The organism is Klebsiella sp. JB_Kp031 (assembly GCF_040064295.1).
Classification (GTDB): domain Bacteria; phylum Pseudomonadota; class Gammaproteobacteria; order Enterobacterales; family Enterobacteriaceae; genus Klebsiella; species Klebsiella quasipneumoniae.
Genome location: NZ_JBEAJW010000021.1, coordinates 133,312 through 152,739 on the forward strand (window position 1 = coordinate 133,312; position 19,428 = coordinate 152,739).

Here is a 19,428-nt window from a genome sequence, read left to right on the forward strand (position 1 = left end):
CTGACCATCGTCGCCGTATTATTAAATGCAAAAACGTTAAACCATATTTTATATAGATTATGACCTGTCCAGTTTCCCGGCGACGGGTTATCAATATGGCGAATGCCTACTAATAATGGCGGGGATCGTATTGTTGAAATATTGAAAATTTGTAATGTTGCTCAACCAACTCGCGCGTTTGAAACAACGTGAAAATCTCACTTTGTGATTGCTGAACTAACTATATGGCTTTTTTTTAGTAGTATGATATGAAGTGTTTATAAAACCATGTTCAGGAAATGAGCTCCCCCATCAACCATTAAGGAAAGTTTAAGATGAGAAGACTTCCCGTCTATCTGCTTCTCGATACATCAGGTTCAATGCACGGAGAGCCTATAGAGGCAGTTAAAAATGGTGTCCAGACACTACTGACCACCCTGAAGCAGGATCCTTATGCACTGGAAACTGCATATGTCTCTGTCATTACTTTCGACTCTACTGCTCGTCAGGCCGTACCTCTTACAGATCTCCTCAGTTTCAATCTCCCCTCTTTTTCGGCAAGCGGAACTACCGCTCTGGGCGAAGCCTTATCCCTGACTGCAAACCGAATTGATGCAGAAGTTCAGAAAACGACAGCGGAGACAAAAGGCGACTGGCGTCCACTCGTTTTCCTGATGACGGATGGTGGCCCTACGGATGACTGGCGTAAAGGACTTAATGAATTCAAAGCAGCCAAAAAAGGGGTAGTTGTCGCATGTGCTGCCGGGCATGATGCAGATACGGATGTGCTTAAGGAGATCACCGAGATTGTTCTCCAGCTGGACACTGCCGACAGCTCTTCCATCAAAGCTTTTTTCAAATGGGTGTCTGCCAGTGTTTCCGTAGGTAGCCAGAAAGTCGATGCCGGTAAAAAAGAAGTTATCGGTCTTGATGATTTGCCTCCACCGCCGCCAGAAGTAAACGTGGTTTTATAAACAATCAACTTAAGAGAGGATCCTATGACTGTCAGCTTACGGAAAGGGCAAGGCGTCAGCCTGCGTAAAAATGAGTTCGATCTTTCCTCAGTCACGATAGGTCTTGGCTGGGACATCAATGAAGAGAAAAAAGGGTTCCTGGGTGGAATTTTTGGCAAAAAAGAGGAAGAGTATGACCTCGATGTTATTGCCTTTCTCTGCAACGCAGCCGGTAAAGTGACTGACCTTGGCAATGTTGAAAATGGTAAGCCGACACTGGTTAACGGCGATATCGTCTTCTTCAACAGTCTTCGCCATAAATCAGGGCAGATCTGGTTGACCGGCGATAACCGGACAGGTGCCGGTGACGGAGACGATGAGCAAATTATCGTAAAACTAAACAGCATCGATCCGAAGTACGAAAAAATTGTCTTTATTGTTCAGATCTACAACGGCGAAAAATTACAGCAGCACTTTGGAAAAGTGCAAAATGCATTTATCCGGGCGGTAGACGGAAAAAATGTGGAAATGGCACGCTTTGACCTCTCCGGCGGTGTAGCCTTTAATGGTCAGCGATCGATGGTCTTTGCTGAGCTTGTCCGGGAATCCAGTGGCTGGAAACTGAATGCGATAGGCGAGCCTTCCACCTCCGATTCGTTCGTAAGCCATCTGAGGAACTATATCTAAATGCGAAGACTACCCGTATATCTGCTCATCGATACTTCCGGCTCAATGAGAGGAGAATCGATACATTCAGTGAATGTGGGTGTGCAGGCTATGCTGAGTGCCCTGAGACAGGACCCTTATGCGCTTGAAAGCGTCCATATCTCAATAATTACATACGATAATGAAGCCCGGGAGTATGTTCCCCTCACTGCCCTGGCTGACTTTCAGTTTTCTGATATAGAAGTACCAAGTGCGGGCGGCACCTTTACCGGCGCGGCGCTTGAATGTCTGATCCAGTGTGTCGACCGGGATATTCGCCGCTCTGATGGTGAACAGAAAGGCGACTGGAGACCGCTGGTGTTTCTGATGACAGATGGTACTCCGTCAGATGCCTGGGCTTATGGGGAAGCTGTGAAAGAGGTTCAGCGGCGTTCGTTTGGCTCCATTATAGCCTGTGCTGTTGGCCCTAAAGCGGGACACGAACATCTGAAACTACTGACTGACAAAGTTGTGGCTCTTGAAACACTGGATTCGACCGCATTTTCAGGCTTTTTCAAATGGGTCAGTGCCAGCGTGGCTTCAGGAAGCTCCAGTGCCGGAGTCACTACTGATTCGGACACACTTCCACCACCACCACCCGAAATCCAGCTTGTTCTGTAACTTACGCCGGTATGGCAGGGAATAACCCTGCCGTATACCGATAAAGTCCATCTCTGCTATGGACGTCACATTTTGCTATGAGGGAGTTTCCTGTGAGACGACTTCCCGTTTTTTTTGTTCTGGACTGTTCTGAGTCCATGATTGGTGAAAACCTGAAAAGGATGAATGATGGCTTGCAGAAGATTGTGAGCGATCTGCGTAAGGACCCTCATGCTCTGGAGACTGTCTGGGTGTCAGTAATTGCCTTTGCTGGTGTTGCCAGAACGATTGTCCCGTTACATGACATTGTGTCTTTTTATCCCCCTCGCCTTCCTGTCGGTGGAGGAACTAACCTCGCGACTGCCTTACGGGAACTGACAACACAAATAGATTCTCAGGTCCGAAAAACGACGCTGGAAGAAAAAGGTGACTGGAAGCCAGTTGTCTACTTACTTACTGACGGCCGACCGACAGATGACATTTCAGCTGAGGTTAAGCGCTGGAACGAATTTTACGCAAAAAAAGTGAATATGATTGCTGTGGGGATCGGACCATCAGTTGATCTCAGTGTACTCAGGCAACTGACTGAAAACGTCTTATCGTTTACGGAAAATCAGGAAGGCGATTTTTCGCGGTTTATCCAGTGGATCACAGCTTCAGTCACGGCTCATAGTCGTAGTGTTGGCGAGGATTCTCAGCCGCCCCTGAAACAAACTGACTATATCGTCAAACTTGCCAAAGATGACACAGCCCGTGCATACGATGAAAACTGTGTGGTATTAACCGGGCGTTGCAGTAAAACCCGTCGACCCTATCTGATTAAGTATGAGCGTCCGCCAGCCAGGGTATCGGGGCTCGCTTTCGATCTAAACCTTAACAGCTTTAACATTGCTGGTTGTTATCCTGTGGATGAAGATTACTTCTCATGGACGGATATGGCCGTAGCGGGGGCGCAGATAAACACCAGTGAACTCCATGGCGTACCAGGGTGCCCACACTGCGGAAACAGTAGTGCTTTTGCGATGTGTACCTGCGGAAAACTTCTCTGTATTGATGGGCCTGATGATGTGAACTGCCCATGGTGTGGGAAAGGTTTGTCCTTTCAGAGCGAGGGTGGAAATTCAGATTTTAACGTTAGCAGAGGACGCGGCTAATGAGCGAGTTCATTACACCTGAACATAAAATTATTGCTCTCATTCTGGAGGCATCAGGGGAACCGACTGATGCTGATAAAGTATGCTGTCTTGGTAACATACCTGATGTTGCCCTTGCTGTGCGGCAGCTGAGAGAAACGGTCATTCAACACTGTGCAAGCGAAGCCATACCGGCGGAGAACACTCAAACAGTTTCAGAATGTCTTACCCAGCCTTTTTCTGACAATATCCTCCCACCTCAAAACTCTGGTGAAAGCGAAGCTGATCGACCTGAGATTGAACCCGTCCATGCCGCTACTGCACTTCAGGGAAATGATAAGCAGGAAGCGCATAGTGAAATGGTGGATGATACAGCGTCAGAAGGCGTTCAGGGACACACTGAAGAAGTTCCTGATGCAACCGGGGTCTTACAGACCGAGGCTTCCGTCACTGCGCAACCAGAAGACATGGATAAAACCAGTCCGGTTGTTTCTGACAACCTTTCAGCTGACACCGCAGTCAGTGCTTTACGGCCCGGGGAAGTACCTCAGAGAGTGGAGAATAAAACACCCCCTGCCCCCGGAAAAGTGCCGGAGGTGTTTATCATGCTGCCAAATGCACGGGCAGGTGAACCCTACGATGTTCGACTGGAAATAGCGACCGATACAGGTGTTGAGGCAGAGATCACGGAGGTTAACTTCTCTCAGGACATAGGGCTGATATTTGATATCAATGAGCGACGCCTCCAGGGGACACCAGGGCAGAGCGGAGACTTTGAACTGACTGTGAAATGGTCATGCAGCTCACATCGTGATAATGAAAAAAAGTTACTTTTTGTCGTGAACCCTGATCCGAAAAGTCTCTGGAAAGTGATTGACCCGCCTTCTGATGCACCATTCTACAAGAAGAGTATCGACCACCAGAGTGTCTGTCGGTCAGGTATTCATATTGCCGGAGCAAGCCGTCGTGGACGCTCCCATGAACATGTAGGCTCTTTTCGTGACGACGATTATTACCTCAACTTCAGTGATGTATCCGGATGGAGTGTATTACTGGTAGCCGATGGCGCGGGGAGCGCTAAATATTCCCGGGAAGGCTCCCGTATCGTTTCTGAAACCGTTGGTAACTATCTCTTCAACCAGTTCAAGACTGAAAAAGGGCTTGAGATCAAAAACAGAGTCTTTCGCTGGAACAGTGAAGATCAGCGAGCAGTATGGGAGTTTATGAACCACCACTTCAGACAGGCAGCGGTACTGGCCGTAAACAATATCAGCAGTGCCGCAATTTTGGCTGAAGATAAAGTAAAGTCATTCTCAACAACTTTACTCGCGACCGTCACTTTTCGCGACGGTGCCGATCTGTTTGCCGCGTCTTTCTGGTTAGGTGACGGTGCGATAGCTGCATATGGACCTGCTGGCAAAGTCAGAGTGCTTGGGACACCGGATAGCGGAGAGTATGCAGGTCAGACGCGGTTTCTGGATGCCGATGCCGTCAGTGATGCCGGATTCAGTAAACGTATCAGTATCGGTAAGTGGAACGACATATCGCATCTGGTTCTGATGACTGATGGTGTTTCCGATCCCTGGTTTGAGACGGATAACGGGCTTCAGAATCCACAAAAATGGGACAGGCTGATGGCCGAGCTCTCTCCCCTACTCACAGACCCTGAACATGCCTCGGCACAACTGGTGGAGTGGCTTAACTTTTTCTCTCCGGGAAATCACGATGATCGCACAATCATTGTGCTCTGGTGAAATTAATGCGATAGCAGGTGGCTATTCATGGCAAATATAATTACATGCAAAACTAAGGATGGAAAAACCATTCAGTATGTCGATGAGGTCATCGGCTCTGGCTCAATGAAAGACGTTTATTTTTCTCCGGATAAATCATATGTCGTAGCCTTCTACCATAAACCGCAGAATGAACAGGCCCGGGAACGTATCAACATGATCACCGGGAGGTACCGGCAGAATATTTTTGAGCAGACGGGTGGAGATTACTGGAAAGGCCTCTTTTGCTGGCCCACTGATGTGGTTGAGCACGCTGATAAGGTGGGTATTGTTGTACCTGCTTACCAGCAGCATTTCTTCTTCCGATATGGTTCCAAAAACAATGATTTCCTCGGGATTAAAGGACGAGAAAAGGAAGGAAAATGGTTTGCCAGTGCGAACAATCAGAATAAATTTCTCGATCCACGTGAACGTGGCAATACGCTTAACTATCTGAAGGTTTGCATCCTTCTAACGCGTGCAGTCAGACGAATGCATGCTGCGGGCCTGTGTCATAGTGACCTGAGTTATAAAAATGTGCTGATAGATCCGGAACTAGGCCACGCATGCATTATTGATGTTGATGGGCTGGTGGTTCCGGGAAAATATCCTCCAGACGTGGTTGGCACACCTGATTTTATTGCACCGGAAGTGGTGAAGACAAGCCATCTTCCTAAAGACGATCCCCGCCGCGTATTGCCGAGTATCGCTACTGACCGGCATGCACTTTCGGTACTCATTTACATGTATCTTCTTTTCCGGCACCCGTTACGGGGAGGGAAAATTCACGATATCGATGATGAGGTCAGGGATGAGGCGCTTTCCATGGGAGAGCGGGCACTTTTTATCGAACACCCGACTGACAGAAGCAATGCAGTTAAGGTTAATCAGGTCTCATCGTTTTCGCTCCCGTGGGCAGATCCTCAGAAAATCCCGTACACCATTATGGGGCCCTACCTGAAACCTCTCTTCGACCGGGCTTTTATTGACGGGTTGCATGATCCGTCGAAGCGCCCTACAGCCGATGAATGGGAGAGCGCCCTGGTAAAAACCGTCGACCTCATCCAGCCATGCCAGAACAAGGATTGTGACCAGAAATGGTACGTTTTCAATGGCAAGACGAAACCCGTTTGTCCCTATTGCGGTACACCCTACAAAGGCAAACTACCCATCCTGAATCTGTATTCGTCGAGAAAAGCTGGAACTTTCAGGCCAGATGATCACCGGCTTATGGTGTGGAGCGGTCAGTCATTATATGCATGGCACGTCAACCGACTGATTGCTCCTAACGAACGAACCACCGATGAGCAGAAGAAAAGGGTTGGTTATTTCGTCTTCCATAATGACCAGTGGTGGCTGGTTAACGAGGGGCTTAGCGGGCTCATATCACTTCCCGATCGGAAAACTGTCGGCATTGGTGAAAAGTTGCTGCTGGAGGACAACACCCAGTTCATCCTTTCTTCAGAGGATGGTGGGCGGCTGGTAGTGGTACAACTCGTGGTGAATTAACTGATATTCATCACCAGCAAAAGGTGGAGTGAGGTAAAACGTTATCAGGCGTTTTGGTATGTAAATCAGATAAGCCCTGCTGCACGAGCGGGGCTTATTCCAGGAGTATTTGTGGGGTAATGGATGTCTTTGTTGGTATGAAATTTAGCTTTACATTAACCCTGACCTGACATTGTTGCAGCGCAGAGCTCAACTTCACCTGACAGGCCACTCTGGGCCAGAAACGGAATTTTGGTGGTTGTCTGGCGAAAGATACCTCTGCAGAATGAGACAATCACCTTTAAACATGACCTTAATTTTAGCCATCACAGGCTACTGAACCCGGATCCGGTGAGCGCTCTGGCTCACATAAGAAAGAAGCATATAGAAGACCAGGCTATGCGTACTCATAAACTGAACAAGTCACGTAAACTATATCGCAGTGACAATACAACTACGCGGCATTATTCAATTAATCCGGGGGGGGAGTATCGCTGGGGGCGAAACCGTAAAAAAGCCGAAGACGAGCTGCTGGCAAAGCGCGAGACAATGCATGGCAGGCAAAAGAGAGGCCGTGACTATACCCCATTGTTTTACTTTCTCGTCAAACAGATTGGCCAACCGTGGGATAAGGTATTCAGCGAAGTATGTGGTCGTCTTGATACAACAGAGCCTGTTTTCTGGTTGGTCGCGCTGCATGAGCATCAGAAAAGAGATTTGGTACGTATCGGTGACAGCAGCTTTTATCCGGGCCTGTTTGTTGATGGAAATGGAATCTTACAACAGGTAAACCCTTCGATTACGGGAAAGGACGTTAAGGTAACTTGCCGTTGCTGTACCCACACCTATATGGGGGAGCCAGTCCCAGGGAAGTATGAGTAACATCACCTGCTATCCTGCCCCGGACGAACCTTCCATCAGCGCCGAGCAGTTTTCATACTTTGACCGGGAACAATAATGTCAGTGCATTGGCTGCAGAGGTCTCGAATCCAAACTTTGTGTAAAACGCCACGACTTCGTCATTTAAGGCATGAAAAAGAAGCGGGCATTTGGATACCTGGTTTATCATTTGAAAGTCCATGAAATCGTCCGGTCTCTTCAGGGCGACATTTTCACTTTTGATAAAGAAAAGCGGCAGGCGTTAAGCCCACCGTAACTCACCGGAAAAAGTCATCCACCGAATCGCTCCATTCATGTCCGGACACAGACCAAACCTTGTTAATCGGGGGTGGGTATCCACTTCTGCAGTACCCATTTTTCCCCACGAAATCGAACACTGCATGCGGATATCCGTTGATAAGGAGCACGCACTTCTGACTGTCTTCAGACCAGCCGATTTTAACGTCTGAAGGAATGTGGGCGTCTGATATATCCTCGACATTGTAGATATGCACTGCATCAAGAATCGGGTTTCCTTCAAGGGACTCATCGAGCGCATAGAAATACCCGGTCCGGCCGTCGTCTTCAAATACGGCCGCCAGCATCCCCTCCGGTGCCAGGCTTTTTATCACCTGCTCTTCTCCCACAATGAGCTGAGCCTGTAGCGTCACTAAAATTGTCATACCGATGACTCTCCTTTCCCTGAATGTTTGGTAAGGCTACTTTCAAACTGGCAAGCAATCTACCATAACATCCCTGCGATGAATTCTCCCCTGACCTGCAGGCATTTTGTTGTAAAACGACAACTGACAGATTGGAGGCCATATCGCCCAGCCAGTATCCGATCTTCTCCTGCACGCTGACATTGACGTAGCTGTCAGAGGTGATAGCCATAGTTTTCATATGTAGGATACTCATTTTTATTGGTGTCGTGCTGAGTATACCGGGGCACTGTATGGCGGCTTTCCAGCCTTTGTTTAAACAGTCCCTGTTTTTTGTCGGGGGAAGTTTCAAGGGGGGAATTGTGAAGAGGATCACTGGAAACACGACGGTCAGAGACGATCATCACCTCGCCTGCGAACTCCCGAAAAAGAGTATACCTCCGTATCCTCTGACCTATTCGCTTGGCAAAATACTGGCTGCAGCTGCAAAAGGTGCCCACGATTTTGATGCGCAATGGGCAGGTCTGGGGGGTTGCCCTTGCCAGAGAGTTGCCTGCGGCAGATCTGATCCAGATCTCTGGTCAACGAATGGCAGGACGCGTGACGCTGGTTACACTTGAATATTCGCGTATGTTCGGTCAACCACCGGCTCGCATCATCCGTGACGCTCTCGAAAGTGAACAATCAGTGAAGTACGTTGCTCCAACGGGTGGTCTGGCTTAACAGGAGGAATCGTTTTCAGCGCATACTCTTATCCCGAAGTTCATCCAGCCATCATCAGGAATACCCAGCGTCTACTGCCGTTTAAGTATCACTGGCAACTTTCAACAGCGGAGGCGCAATCTGATTAGGCGGGGATGGACGAATGAAGACGGCCAGGCCAAGCGCCAGCAAGCTGCACCAGAAAACGAGGTGATAACGGTACGCGTGCATCTGGAAATCAGCAGCTACATCAAAGTAGGCGATCCACTTACGCCTCAACCTCATTCATGGGCACCCGTTTTAGATGCTGAGATTGATGGCAAAACCCTTCTGTTATCGGGCAAAGAGACTTTTGCTCTGGCGGGCACTGAGCTGCTGGTCGAGATCGAGTTGGTGACGGAACAGCCGCTGCCACGTGACCTCCGGGGTGATGTACTTCTTTCAGAAATCAATCTGCCCGAAAAGTCTGAACATGCTCTGTTCATCAGTGCGAGACAGAAAGACCAGTCGCGTATCTGGACCTCGGCTCTTTTCCTTACGCGTTAGCATTCTTCAGCGGCGTCTGAGGCGCTGCTATAATCATTTCTAAAGTGCAAAGTCCGCTGTTGGCACAAAGCGGACGGGAAACTTTCGGATGCCGCGTCAGCGGCATGGAGGCGCCAGATGAAGCGGCATGTACCTGTGGAGTCAAATGGCGCCGAAAGCCCGGCGTAGCCGGCTACTGGGCTATAAATTCTGCCACCCTACCCCCTGCCCTGATTAGCCTTAACCAGCTAACAGCAATGAAGAAGTCAAAGTAATCCCTTTTAACCCCGGTGAGCGGGCTTTACGGCGTTTACGACGTAAAGGGCGTGATTTCCGGGGCCTTAGCGGCGGCAGCTTGCTGCTGACGCTTAGGGGGATGTTCATAAAAAATTTCAGCTACACTAGGGAACTTAACACGGTTGCTTGTATCTAACAGTTTGTGGTGATTAGCTACCACCACTGAAGCAGAGTGATCCGGCACTTCGTCGGCGGGTCCAGGCGGGACTGAATAAAGGAGACGCCCGTAACGCGCTGGCGCGCGCGGTATTCCTGCACCGTCTAGGTGAAATCAGGGATCGTAAACCGGAAAATCAGAGCTACCGCGCCAGTGGACTGACGCTGCTGACGGCAGCTATCTCGCTGTGGAATACCGTTTATATGGAAAGAGCGGTCGATGTCCTGAAGCGTAAAGGGGTGAAGATCAACGAGCAACTGCTATCGCATTTGTCCCCGCTAGGCTGGGAACACATCAATCTGACAGGCGATTATATCTGGAAAAGCAACCGGATACCGGCTTCAGGTAAGTTTCGGCGGCTGAGGCCAGCTAAAGTCGGAAGGTCAAAAAACAACCTTAACGTACAATAATTTTCGATATCCAAACTGACCCCTAGATCTACTTTGCAGACTGCGGGAAACAGGTCAGCGCCTCGCCCTCTCAATTAAAAACTCTTTATTGAACCCCTGCAAACCAGTCTTTCTCGTTTCCCACGATAAAAAAACATTTCCCCGCTTGACCCTCACGCCGCGTCAGGTTTTAGTCTCTCTGCTCGCACAAAGGGGGAACATACTATGTTACTGAAAGTCGGCGAACTGGCACGCCGTTCCGGTATTACCGTTCGCACACTACACTACTACGACAATATTGGTTTGCTGATCCCTTCTGCGCGCTCCGACTCCGGCTACCGGTTGTATAACCGGGCCGATATCGCCCGTCTGCATCATATCCAGGCGCTACGCCGCATGGGAATGACGCTGGCCGAGGTCGGGGCGATTCTGGAACGTTCGGATCTGGCGCTGCCAACGGTGCTTGAGCGGCAGATTGCCATGCTGAACCAGCAACTGGCGCAAATCACCGCGCTGCGCGCTCGCCTGCAGACGATGCAGCTGCAATTGACGGCGGGCGATGATCCGGAACTGAACGACTGGCTGACAACGTTGGAGTTAATGACTATGTATGATAAATATTTCACTGCTGATGAACTGGCGCAGCTGCCGTTTTATCAGGCCGATACGCAACGCCAGCAAGAATGGGCGGCAATGGTACAGCAGGTGCATGAACTGATGGCAAACGGCACGCCGGCGGAGGATCCGCAGGCGCAGCGCATCGCGCGCCGCTGGATGCTAACTCTGGAGCGCGACACTGCCGGCAATCCGGCGTTTCTCACGCGTCTGAACGCCATGCACGCCGATGAGCCGTCAATGCGTGAACAGATCGGTATCACGCCGGCCATGACCGACTATATCACCCGTGCATTTGCTGAAACCAAGCTGACAATTTATCAGAAATATCTGTCTGAAGAAGAGTATGCCTATGTCCGCAAGCACTATTTCGACCGCATGCAGGAGTGGCCGGCGCTGATCGCTCGCCTCCAATCAGCCCTCAACGACGGCATCGCACCGGACAGCGCACATGCCCGCCAAGTGGCCGCCGACTGGCTGGAGCTGTTCCGTTCTTACGCCGGTGAAAATCCAGCCACGCAGATGAAAATCCGCCAGGCAATGGAGCAGGAACCCACGCTGAGCGAAGGCACCTGGCTTACACCACCACTACTGGCTTATTTGCGTGAAGCTGTCATCAATTTGAATCAAAAATAATAACTAAAGTATCCCGTCATCCGGCTCCCTCCAGCCGGATGACGCCAATCACATCAGTCACCCTATCCATCAAAGGTAGTAACAAAAAGGTCAGAGTGGATTTAAATGAAAGGTTCATGCTTATGTGGAAAAATCGCATTTGAAATATCGGTAATTCCATCAAAGTTTTATCGTTGCCATTGCTCGCTTTGCAGGAAGCAAAGCGGGGTTGGTTATAATCTCGCGACTATTATAAATGCCAATGATTTCTTCTGGACCCAAGGAGATAGCGGCATTTTCTCATGGTGTAAATCAACTGGTTACCGTACGGATTTTTGCTCGACATGTGGTTCTACCGTACCCAATTTGTTGCGAGATTTACCTTATGTCTGGGTACCTATTGGTTTGTTAGATAAACATTTTGATATGCAATGTGCTGGAGATTACTGCACTGATGATGCCATGCCTTGGGATATAACTCGCTCGGGCATAAGTCATAGCGGACCAGTAAGTTCACTAACATCACTTTTAAGAAACTTAGACATACTTAAACCAGAATAAAGAAAGCCCTTGGCCTCGATGTTCAGGACATTAACACGCCGCTCGTCCGGGCGACCAGCTGGCATCACAGATGTGTTCACGGCCATTGATTAACATCGTACCTGCAAACTACAGGCACGACATTGAATCCAGGAATGTCATTATCTAGAACAAGCGTTAACTGACCAAATGCGTCACAGAGTGACGTGCGAGGTTCGCACTGGGGAGATCTGCGGAACTTCTACTAAAGACGCTCATCCATAAGCAGCGACCAGCCTAGATATCCCCACTGATGCACGGGCATATCAATATGCTGGGGCATTATACGTTCACGCCACCGGAGGATGTTTTGAAGGGAGAACTGAGAACGTTAAACTTAAATTTAAACAATGAATTAGCTTCTTAGCGTACGTTTTCGTTACATTGGCCCTCAAACCCCGTAAAGGAAGAAAAACACCCTATTATTGACGAGCGAGCGTGGAGCGTGTGACCCGATGCTTTGATAAGGATGGTGTTCTTATGCGCTTTCCAAGCAAACGTTCGGATCAGATATCGGTTCTATGGGTGCTTTGGTCTCGCTTGCCGGCCGGACGAAACTGAAGGAAGCCGAGGTGGACGCACTTATGAAAGCGTGGCACAGTTTCGGAGATAACGCCTTGCTGCGCCGCGAGATCTGCGATGCCGGTTTGGTATCGAGAACACGGGATGGCCGTGTTTGCATCCGGATAGAGCTGCCGATGCCACCTCTAGCGCAAGCTATTGCCCGGCAGATCGCTGATAAATAACCCAACAGCCAAATGTACTGGTGAAAGCAGCTATTGCTGCTGAGGATGATCATGACCAAATTTAAGACCGGCTTTTTGCTCGAAAGAATTCCCTATATTCGCATGGGTGATCAAACTGATCCCGTGATCGTGATCAACGGTGGGCAAGGTTTTGTACGCAAACACAGCTTTGACCGGATGCTCCGGGACGCAAAGCGTGTCGCACGTATGTTGCCGCCAACACAGGGCTTCATCCTAATTGGCTACGATCAGCAGCCCGAAGCAAAGGCGACGATTGAAACGATTGTGACAGACTATGAGCGCGCCATCAGAGACATGAAGGTCTCGGCGTTTTCGCTCATAGGGATATCCTATGGCGGATTGCTGGCGACAAAGCTTGCGGCAGCGCGTGAAGGGTGGGTTAAGAAGCTGATTCTGGTGGCGAGCGCTCACAAGTTCAGCGAGAACGGCGAAAACAGGATAAATCGACAAATCCAGTTCGCCCAACAGGAGCAGTACTACGAGCTGATCAATGACTTTGCGGCAATATTCCGCAATCCCCTGCTAAATTTGTTACTGAAGATAAAGCTCTGGGTGGACTGCAACAAACTTACAGAAAAAATGAACTCCGGTGTCGTTATTGTGCGATATCTTCAATTGATGATGCAGGCTGAGCCAGTCGATCTGACCTCGATCACAGCAAGGACATTGATTATCGGAGGGGAACTGGATCAGTTTTTTGGCGACGGCATGATGGAAGCTGCCCGAAATGGTATACCAGACGCCAAGCTACATGTTCTTGAAGGACAAACTCACATGGCTCCGGTTGAATGTAGCCGACAGTTACGGAGATTCCTGACGGAATTTCTCGATTGAGTCTAATCTCGCATGTAGTGGATCACAAAATCAAGACACCGGAATAATCTGTTTCCATTTTTCTTCATGTAAGCAAGGCGATAAACCACCATTGGTCGTATGAGGGCGGTATGCGTTGTAATAACCATGGCTTTGTTGAATAAATCGAACTTTTGCTGAGTTGAAGGATCAGAGCACGCATCCTCCCGACAACACAGACCATTCCGTGGCAAAGCAAAAGTTCAGAATCACCAACTGGTCCACCTACAACAAAGCTCTCATCAACCGTGGCTCCCTCACTTTCTGGCTGGATGATGAGGCTATTCAGGCCTGGTATGAGTCGGCAACGCCTTCATCACGAGGAAGGCCCCAGCGCTATTCTGATCTCACCATCACCACCGTTCTGGTGATTAAACGCGTATTCCGGCTGACCCTGCGGGCTGCGCAGGGTTTTATTGATTCCATTTTTGCCCTGATGAACGTTCCGTTGCGCTGCCCGGATTACACCAGTGTCAGTAAGCGGGCAAAGCCGGTTAATGTCAGTTTCAAAACGTCCACCCGGGGTGAAATCGCACACCTGGTGATTGATTCCACCGGGCTGAAGGTCTTTGGTGAAGGCGAATGGAAAGTCAGAAAGCACGGCAAAGAGCGCCGTCGTATCTGGCGAAAGTTGCATCTTGCTGTTGACAGCAACACACATGAAGTTGTCTGTGCAGACCTGTCGCTGAATAACGTCACGGACTCAGAAGCCTTCCCGGGCCTTATCCGGCAGACTCACAGAAAAATCAGGGCAGCCGCGGCAGACGGGGCTTACGATACCCGGCTTTGTCACGATGAACTGCGCCGCAAAAAAATCAGCGCGCTTATTCCTCCCCGAAAAGGAGCAGGTTACTGGCCCGGTGAGTACGCAGACCGCAACCGTGCCGTTGCTATTCAGCGGCTGAGCGGAAGCAATGCACGGTGGAAATGGACAACGGAATATAACCGTCGCTCGATAGCGGAAACGGCAATGTACAGAATGAAGCAGTTGTTGGGAGATTCACTGACGCTGCGTGACTACGATGGTCAGGTAGCGGAAGCTATGGCCATGGTGCGTGCGTTGAACAGGATGACAAAGGCTGGGATGCCAGAAAGCGTGCGTATTGCCTGAAAACACAACCCGCTACGGGGGAGACTTACCCGAAATCTGATTTATTCAACAAAGCCTCGTCGAATTTTCCTGTTCTATTACCCCCATCCACGGGACGGGGGAATCTGTTTTGCTTTCCGTTGTGTTTATTATAATATATTGGTCTTTTGTACTAGTTTATAGGATCGATTTCGTGGAATATAGCTCTATAACTGATGTCAGAAATCATATCGATCAGATAGACAGTGAGCTGGTCAAACTCATAGCTCAGCGTGCTCAATGCGTTAAAGCTGCAGCGGCGTTTAAAACTGATCAGGCATCCGTGCGTGCACCTGACAGAGTACAACAGATCATCGACCGGGTACGTAAGCAGGCCACTGAAGCAGGACTTCCCGAAACGATTATTGAAAAAACCTATCGGGCGATGATTGGCGCATTCATTGATTATGAACTCGGGCAACACCAGCAGCTGCAGAAGACGAAATCCGGCCCTGAATAACCCGCCCCTTCACATAACCAACGTTTTCTTCTCCATCGCTGTCCAGCACGTGACGGCTGTGAAGTCCAGCGGAGTATCGCTTAGGCAGCATTCCGGTGCCAGGCTACACAGCATGTTGCTGTGTAGCTACATCGTGCCGTAACTCAGGCGTAGGCGGGTACCTTCCACTCCCCCTGTTCCGCACAGTAGAAAACCAGCTCATCCCTTTTAACCCGGAGAACGGACGTGTCAGCATTCTTCAGCCTCCACAGGCACACCAAGTTGGATCTTCGTCTTTTTTTCTGGTGGGTTTTATTCTGCTCCCCCCTCTACCATCAGAGTGGGGAGCATCCTCACAGGATTTGAATGAGACGACGAAGAGGATGGCCAGCATCACCATTCTGATAAGAGGTTCCTCTCACAGGCAGCAAAAGAGCCTGCGTAAGACAACATACCCTTAAGGGTCCTGCCCTTCACCGTGCCAGGCCCACCGCCCCCGCGCGGACGAAAAAAAGAGAAAAAATAAAAAAAAGAAAAAAAGAATATGCCGAAAATGTGCACAGTCGCGACCCACGCAGAGCGTGGCGCTCCGGGGCAAAGGCTTTGCAGGGCTATAAGGCATGTTGTCTTACGTTTTGAGTGTGATGGTCCGATCCCACCAGCTTTCATGAATTGGCCCGCCGGGTGGACTGCTATAAAGTGCATACCAGCACTGCAGCCCCTGCCGGTGATGATGAATAATTTCATTCAGGCGTGAGTCAAAGATGAGAAAAGACAGCATTACTGATATGTTCAGGTCCAGGATGCCTGCCGAAAGTCCTGCATGAAATACTTCATTGCATCCCTCAATGGTCGCGGCCACGTCTTCAATGCCGATGCGCTTTTTGCCAAATGCGATCGGTTTTTCCAGCCGAAATGTCCGGGTATCTCCTGTCGCTTCCGGCCGGAATTACCGTGCAAATCGACAAGTCTGGAAGCCGTTGTGATACAGAAAAATAGGTTGTAGATCCACTTTATCTTAAAGTTAATGTACGCGTACATTAGCTTTAAGTTTATGGTATTCACCCTTCTCTCTTCCCGGGTGCCTTAACCAGGGTCTGATAGTTGCGCTTTACCCGTTCAATTTCCGCCAGAGTTGCAGCCCAGTGCAGCTCTGCTGCATGACGATACCTGGTTGCCATTTTTTCAACGGCCTCCGGCGTACTGTCAACGCTGCGGTGCTGCCGTCCCTTCACCCCGAAAATTTCCACAATAAGCCACTGGCTACCGGTTCTGCCGAACAAGGCCTGACACAGCCGCTTCACGGCAAGCGGGGTCAGATCCGGGTCGGGATCATACGCGATGGTGGCAAAAATAAAACGCAGCATCTCGGAGGTTTTGTAGCGTTTTACCGCTGCCGCCAGGCGGGCAGCTCTTTGCGGCGCTTCCCAGCGGTCGTCGCTGTAACCTGCCACTTCAGAGAGATAGTCCTTTTCGAGCTGTTTAGCCGTGTAGCAACGTCCCCCCAAAAACATCCGCATAGCTTCTTGCGTTTCAGCTCTCACGTATCTTTTCCCCAGCTAATGCTAATGTACGCATACATTAGCATTAAATATCAGGTTAAAAAAAAATCAGGAAACCGATCTGATTTAGTGCATGTGGCTGTCTCTTTTGAATTATCACTTTTGCGTTCTGGTATACAGGTTACCCCTCCCCCCTCTTTTTTCCCGCAGGTCTACTGTAGTCGACACAAAAGACAGGAAACTCGGTATGTCCTGATAATGTTGTTTGAGTTTTAAGCACGGAGCAGAGGGTATCGTATATAGTAGACACAACGCAGCCTGAATAACGCTCGATGCAAAATTTAGATCGTTGTCGCCTGCAGTAGACATTCCTGGTATCGACACTGGTGCATCCCGTTCACGGACCATGGCAGAGCATCCAGTAGACACGGTATGGAAGGATATCAGTCCTCACCTTTCCGTCTGTTTTGACTGTGTCGGATACGATGGTTGCGGTTATTGTTGATGCCTTGGGCCGTCAGGTGAATACCTGTCTGTCAGGTAACTCTGTCGTTACATTTGATGCCCGAAAATCATAATTACCACATATTAATCCGGGCATTCCGGAAAATTGTGCCTGCCTGAAGAGTATCAAACGATGCCTGTCTCCCCTCCTCTGAACTATCTGCTCAGTCGCGAACCTTAACGATAGGGTGATTCAGTTTCGGCAAATGGCAGCATGGTAATGTCAGCCAACAGCGTGCTGGTGAATTTATTGTCGGGCCAGACGAATTCAGTTTGTCACTGCATACTGCATGCCGGGTAGAGGAGTGAACAACGATCGAACCGAAACAGTTGCAGCGTCGTATGGAGAAAGAATGGGTTGGTTACAGGTGGTGCTTCGGCGTGTTTCAAACAGTGTCTGACCGGCTTCTGGTAAGTTTTCTCCCTTGCTGTCTGGTGATTCTGTCTTGCCCGGATTGTTGACTATTGATGATGATGTTTATCCACAGCTTAGAATAATAACAGAAGCTTAACTAAAGCTAAGTAAAGGACAAAAAGGACTAATAAAAGAATAACGTTTTAGTGAGGCCTTGAACTACGGGCCTCTCAGGCCATCTCTGTCAACGCTGGCGGGTATTCTATCATTGCTGGCGGGTGAACCATCATCGCCAGAGGGTATACAATCAACGCTAACGGGGCAATTATCATCGCCAGAGGGTAGATTTTATCAACGCCAGCGGGTAATCTGGTAAAAATATCCACATCCGGGATTTTATAAAATGGCCAATGATAACAATCAGTTAGCGCTAATCATCACTGAGCAAGATAAAAGTTCTGGTGAAGTTATACATTTGGTTCCTAACTCAAAACAGAGTATTCAACCCAAATCGCTACTGCGATTGGGGGTCTTTGTTCCGACAGTCAAGGATGGCAGTGACCCTATGGCACGAGGTCATGTCATCGATGCAACGACTGAGTTGTGTCGTCTTTCTTCTATCGCTGGAGAGGGGTACGAAAAGATTAGTATTTTTGGGCCCAGGCTTGATATGGATACGGATTTCAAAGTCTGGCTAGGGATCGTGGACACACTCGCCAACACATTTCTTGAGCCTGATGGGACTGTTAGGGTCAATTTTATTGATTTTGCTTTCAGTTGTGGGCTTGCTACAAAACGAGTTGATTCAAGGTTAAGGAAACGTTTTAGCGACTCACTGACACGGATCCAGCACACCCATTTCCAGTTCATCAAAAACTCAACAGTAGAAGGGAAAAAAGTAAAGATCGACATGAGCCTGGTGTCTACTTCTTACTATGATGAGGGAACCGATGAGGTCATTATCAGGCCAAATCCGGATTTGAATACTCTGTATCGTGTCGACGGGAAGACCCGACTTTACTTAAAAATATTGAAGACCCTGTCTCGAAAAGAATCAGCCCAGGCACTGTATCTTTATCTAGTTGAATTACCTGACCATTTTTATCGCATTGGATTCGACCGCTTAAGAGAACGGTTGCAGCTGACTTCACACAAAGGTGCTCAGAATGCGACGATAAAAAAAGCGTTAGAGCAACTGGATGAAGCTGGTTTTTTAAAATACACGATAGAAAAAAATCGTGGGGATTATGTACTGGTCATTCTTAGTCGAAACAAAAAAGTTACCTGAGTTATTTAGGTAAAATCAGTCATTTACATTACACACTGACTCCAGAGTGTAATTTTAAGAGTTCGGGTTTTTAGCTAACGCAGCAAACCGAAACAGGTAATTACCCTCCAGGAATGAGGCTTTACACCAGCAGCGCCCTGTTTACCCGCCAGCGTTGAAGATGACCACCAGCAGCGACCACGCTTACCCGTCAGCGTTGAGGATGGTCACTGGTATCGCCCCTGTTTACCCGCCTGCGTTGAGGATGAGCACCGGCAGCGGCCCCGCTTACCCGCCAGCGTTGAGGATGAGCACCGGCAGCGGCCCACTTTCCCCGCCAGCGTTGAGGATAGCCACCGTCAGCGGCCCCATTTACCCGCCTGCGTTGAGGTTGAGCACCGGCAGCGGCCACGCTTACCCGCCAGCGTTGAGGATGACTACCGGCAGCGGTCCCGTTTACCCGCCAGCGTTGAGGATGAGCACCGGCAGCGGATCCGTTTACCCGCCAGCGTTGAGGATGAGCACCGGCAGCGGCCCCGCTTACCCGCCAGCGTTGAGGATGA

At 49.4% G+C, this 19,428-nt stretch carries 18 protein-coding genes and 1 pseudogene; 17 read left to right on the plus strand and 2 right to left on the minus strand.

The features are described 5' to 3' along the window. Positions 1-314: 314 nt before the first annotated feature. From ABLV64_RS07150 to ABLV64_RS07180, 7 genes are all read left to right on the plus strand, one after another. Positions 315-953 carry a VWA domain-containing protein gene (locus tag ABLV64_RS07150; RefSeq protein ID WP_004026588.1) on the plus strand — a complete coding sequence of 213 codons (639 nt, stop codon included), beginning with the start codon at positions 315-317 and terminating at the stop codon, positions 951-953. Between the two features lie 24 nt (positions 954-977). Next, complete coding sequence (locus ABLV64_RS07155; RefSeq protein WP_004026586.1) at positions 978-1,619, plus strand: TerD family protein; 642 nt, start codon at positions 978-980, stop codon at positions 1,617-1,619. After that, complete coding sequence (locus ABLV64_RS07160) at positions 1,620-2,258, plus strand: VWA domain-containing protein (protein WP_004026585.1); 639 nt, start codon at positions 1,620-1,622, stop codon at positions 2,256-2,258. Positions 2,259-2,350: 92 nt separating this feature from the next. Further along, entirely contained in the window at positions 2,351-3,391 is a 1,041-nt protein-coding gene (locus tag ABLV64_RS07165; RefSeq protein ID WP_169509028.1) for a TerY-C metal binding domain-containing protein, read from the plus strand. After that, positions 3,391-5,124 carry a PP2C family serine/threonine-protein phosphatase gene (locus ABLV64_RS07170; RefSeq protein ID WP_094617618.1) on the plus strand — a complete coding sequence of 578 codons (1,734 nt, stop codon included), beginning with the start codon at positions 3,391-3,393 and terminating at the stop codon, positions 5,122-5,124. Before ABLV64_RS07165 ends, ABLV64_RS07170 begins: the two co-directional genes overlap by 1 nt. 27 nt (positions 5,125-5,151) lie before the next feature. Beyond that, positions 5,152-6,651 (plus strand): lipopolysaccharide kinase InaA family protein, encoded by a 1,500-nt coding sequence (locus tag ABLV64_RS07175; RefSeq protein WP_080876673.1) that lies wholly within the window; start codon positions 5,152-5,154, stop codon positions 6,649-6,651. Between the two features lie 378 nt (positions 6,652-7,029). After that, positions 7,030-7,512: a hypothetical protein gene (locus ABLV64_RS07180; protein WP_004196929.1), complete on the plus strand. Its 483-nt coding sequence runs from the start codon at positions 7,030-7,032 to the stop codon at positions 7,510-7,512. 275 nt (positions 7,513-7,787) lie between these two features. Here the strand turns inward: ABLV64_RS07180 and ABLV64_RS07185 are convergent, their stop codons facing one another. Then, positions 7,788-8,192: a DUF2251 domain-containing protein gene (locus ABLV64_RS07185; protein ID WP_038992151.1), complete on the minus strand. Its 405-nt coding sequence runs from the start codon at positions 8,190-8,192 to the stop codon at positions 7,788-7,790. A 906-nt stretch (positions 8,193-9,098) separates the two neighbouring features. Between ABLV64_RS07185 and ABLV64_RS07190 the strand changes: the two genes are divergently transcribed. The 8 genes and pseudogenes from ABLV64_RS07190 to ABLV64_RS07225 all read left to right on the plus strand — a co-directional run bounded on the left by ABLV64_RS07190 (position 9,099) and on the right by ABLV64_RS07225 (position 15,258). Next, the gene (locus ABLV64_RS07190; RefSeq protein ID WP_048291853.1) at positions 9,099-9,419 is read left to right on the plus strand and encodes a hypothetical protein; all 321 of its coding nucleotides are present in this window, start codon (positions 9,099-9,101) and stop codon (positions 9,417-9,419) included. Between the two features lie 459 nt (positions 9,420-9,878). After that, positions 9,879-10,262, plus strand: a pseudogene (locus ABLV64_RS07195) (Tn3 family transposase); the annotation flags it as partial. Between the two features lie 204 nt (positions 10,263-10,466). Further along, positions 10,467-11,492, plus strand: coding sequence for a MerR family transcriptional regulator (locus ABLV64_RS07200; RefSeq protein ID WP_169509029.1), 1,026 nt, complete (start codon positions 10,467-10,469; stop codon positions 11,490-11,492). A 105-nt stretch (positions 11,493-11,597) separates the two neighbouring features. Continuing rightward, the gene (locus ABLV64_RS07205) at positions 11,598-12,032 is read left to right on the plus strand and encodes a GFA family protein (RefSeq protein ID WP_072010194.1); all 435 of its coding nucleotides are present in this window, start codon (positions 11,598-11,600) and stop codon (positions 12,030-12,032) included. Positions 12,033-12,571: 539 nt separating this feature from the next. Beyond that, a complete protein-coding gene (locus ABLV64_RS07210; RefSeq protein WP_200843160.1) occupies positions 12,572-12,796 on the plus strand; it encodes a DUF2087 domain-containing protein in 225 nt (74 codons plus the stop codon). Between the two features lie 51 nt (positions 12,797-12,847). Next, complete coding sequence (locus ABLV64_RS07215; protein WP_115694747.1) at positions 12,848-13,651, plus strand: alpha/beta hydrolase; 804 nt, start codon at positions 12,848-12,850, stop codon at positions 13,649-13,651. Between the two features lie 160 nt (positions 13,652-13,811). Further along, complete coding sequence (locus ABLV64_RS07220; protein WP_072250928.1) at positions 13,812-14,780, plus strand: IS5 family transposase; 969 nt, start codon at positions 13,812-13,814, stop codon at positions 14,778-14,780. Between the two features lie 172 nt (positions 14,781-14,952). After that, the gene (locus ABLV64_RS07225; protein ID WP_023328947.1) at positions 14,953-15,258 is read left to right on the plus strand and encodes a chorismate mutase; all 306 of its coding nucleotides are present in this window, start codon (positions 14,953-14,955) and stop codon (positions 15,256-15,258) included. Positions 15,259-16,298: 1,040 nt separating this feature from the next. Here the strand turns inward: ABLV64_RS07225 and ABLV64_RS07230 are convergent. Beyond that, positions 16,299-16,757: a hypothetical protein gene (locus ABLV64_RS07230; protein ID WP_014386535.1), complete on the minus strand. Its 459-nt coding sequence runs from the start codon at positions 16,755-16,757 to the stop codon at positions 16,299-16,301. Between the two features lie 1,244 nt (positions 16,758-18,001). Between ABLV64_RS07230 and ABLV64_RS07235 the strand changes: the two genes are divergently transcribed. Then, complete coding sequence (locus tag ABLV64_RS07235) at positions 18,002-18,886, plus strand: RepB family plasmid replication initiator protein (protein ID WP_004186900.1); 885 nt, start codon at positions 18,002-18,004, stop codon at positions 18,884-18,886. Between the two features lie 160 nt (positions 18,887-19,046). Further along, the coding region (locus ABLV64_RS07240; RefSeq protein ID WP_348851551.1) for a hypothetical protein at positions 19,047-19,428 on the plus strand (382 nt) is incomplete at its 3' end.

Coding starts and splice junctions, on each gene's coding strand:
- ABLV64_RS07185 (WP_038992151.1), bottom strand. CDS start 8,192: ATGACAATTTTAGTGACGCTACAGGCTCAGCTCATTGTGGGAGAAGAG.
- ABLV64_RS07155 (WP_004026586.1), top strand. CDS start 978: ATGACTGTCAGCTTACGGAAAGGGCAAGGCGTCAGCCTGCGTAAAAAT.
- ABLV64_RS07215 (WP_115694747.1), top strand. CDS start 12,848: ATGACCAAATTTAAGACCGGCTTTTTGCTCGAAAGAATTCCCTATATT.
- ABLV64_RS07175 (WP_080876673.1), top strand. CDS start 5,152: ATGGCAAATATAATTACATGCAAAACTAAGGATGGAAAAACCATTCAG.
- ABLV64_RS07180 (WP_004196929.1), top strand. CDS start 7,030: ATGCGTACTCATAAACTGAACAAGTCACGTAAACTATATCGCAGTGAC.
- ABLV64_RS07200 (WP_169509029.1), top strand. CDS start 10,467: ATGTTACTGAAAGTCGGCGAACTGGCACGCCGTTCCGGTATTACCGTT.
- ABLV64_RS07230 (WP_014386535.1), bottom strand. CDS start 16,757: ATGCGGATGTTTTTGGGGGGACGTTGCTACACGGCTAAACAGCTCGAA.
- ABLV64_RS07210 (WP_200843160.1), top strand. CDS start 12,572: ATGGGTGCTTTGGTCTCGCTTGCCGGCCGGACGAAACTGAAGGAAGCC.
- ABLV64_RS07170 (WP_094617618.1), top strand. CDS start 3,391: ATGAGCGAGTTCATTACACCTGAACATAAAATTATTGCTCTCATTCTG.
- ABLV64_RS07235 (WP_004186900.1), top strand. CDS start 18,002: ATGGCCAATGATAACAATCAGTTAGCGCTAATCATCACTGAGCAAGAT.
- ABLV64_RS07150 (WP_004026588.1), top strand. CDS start 315: ATGAGAAGACTTCCCGTCTATCTGCTTCTCGATACATCAGGTTCAATG.
- ABLV64_RS07160 (WP_004026585.1), top strand. CDS start 1,620: ATGCGAAGACTACCCGTATATCTGCTCATCGATACTTCCGGCTCAATG.
- ABLV64_RS07205 (WP_072010194.1), top strand. CDS start 11,598: ATGAAAGGTTCATGCTTATGTGGAAAAATCGCATTTGAAATATCGGTA.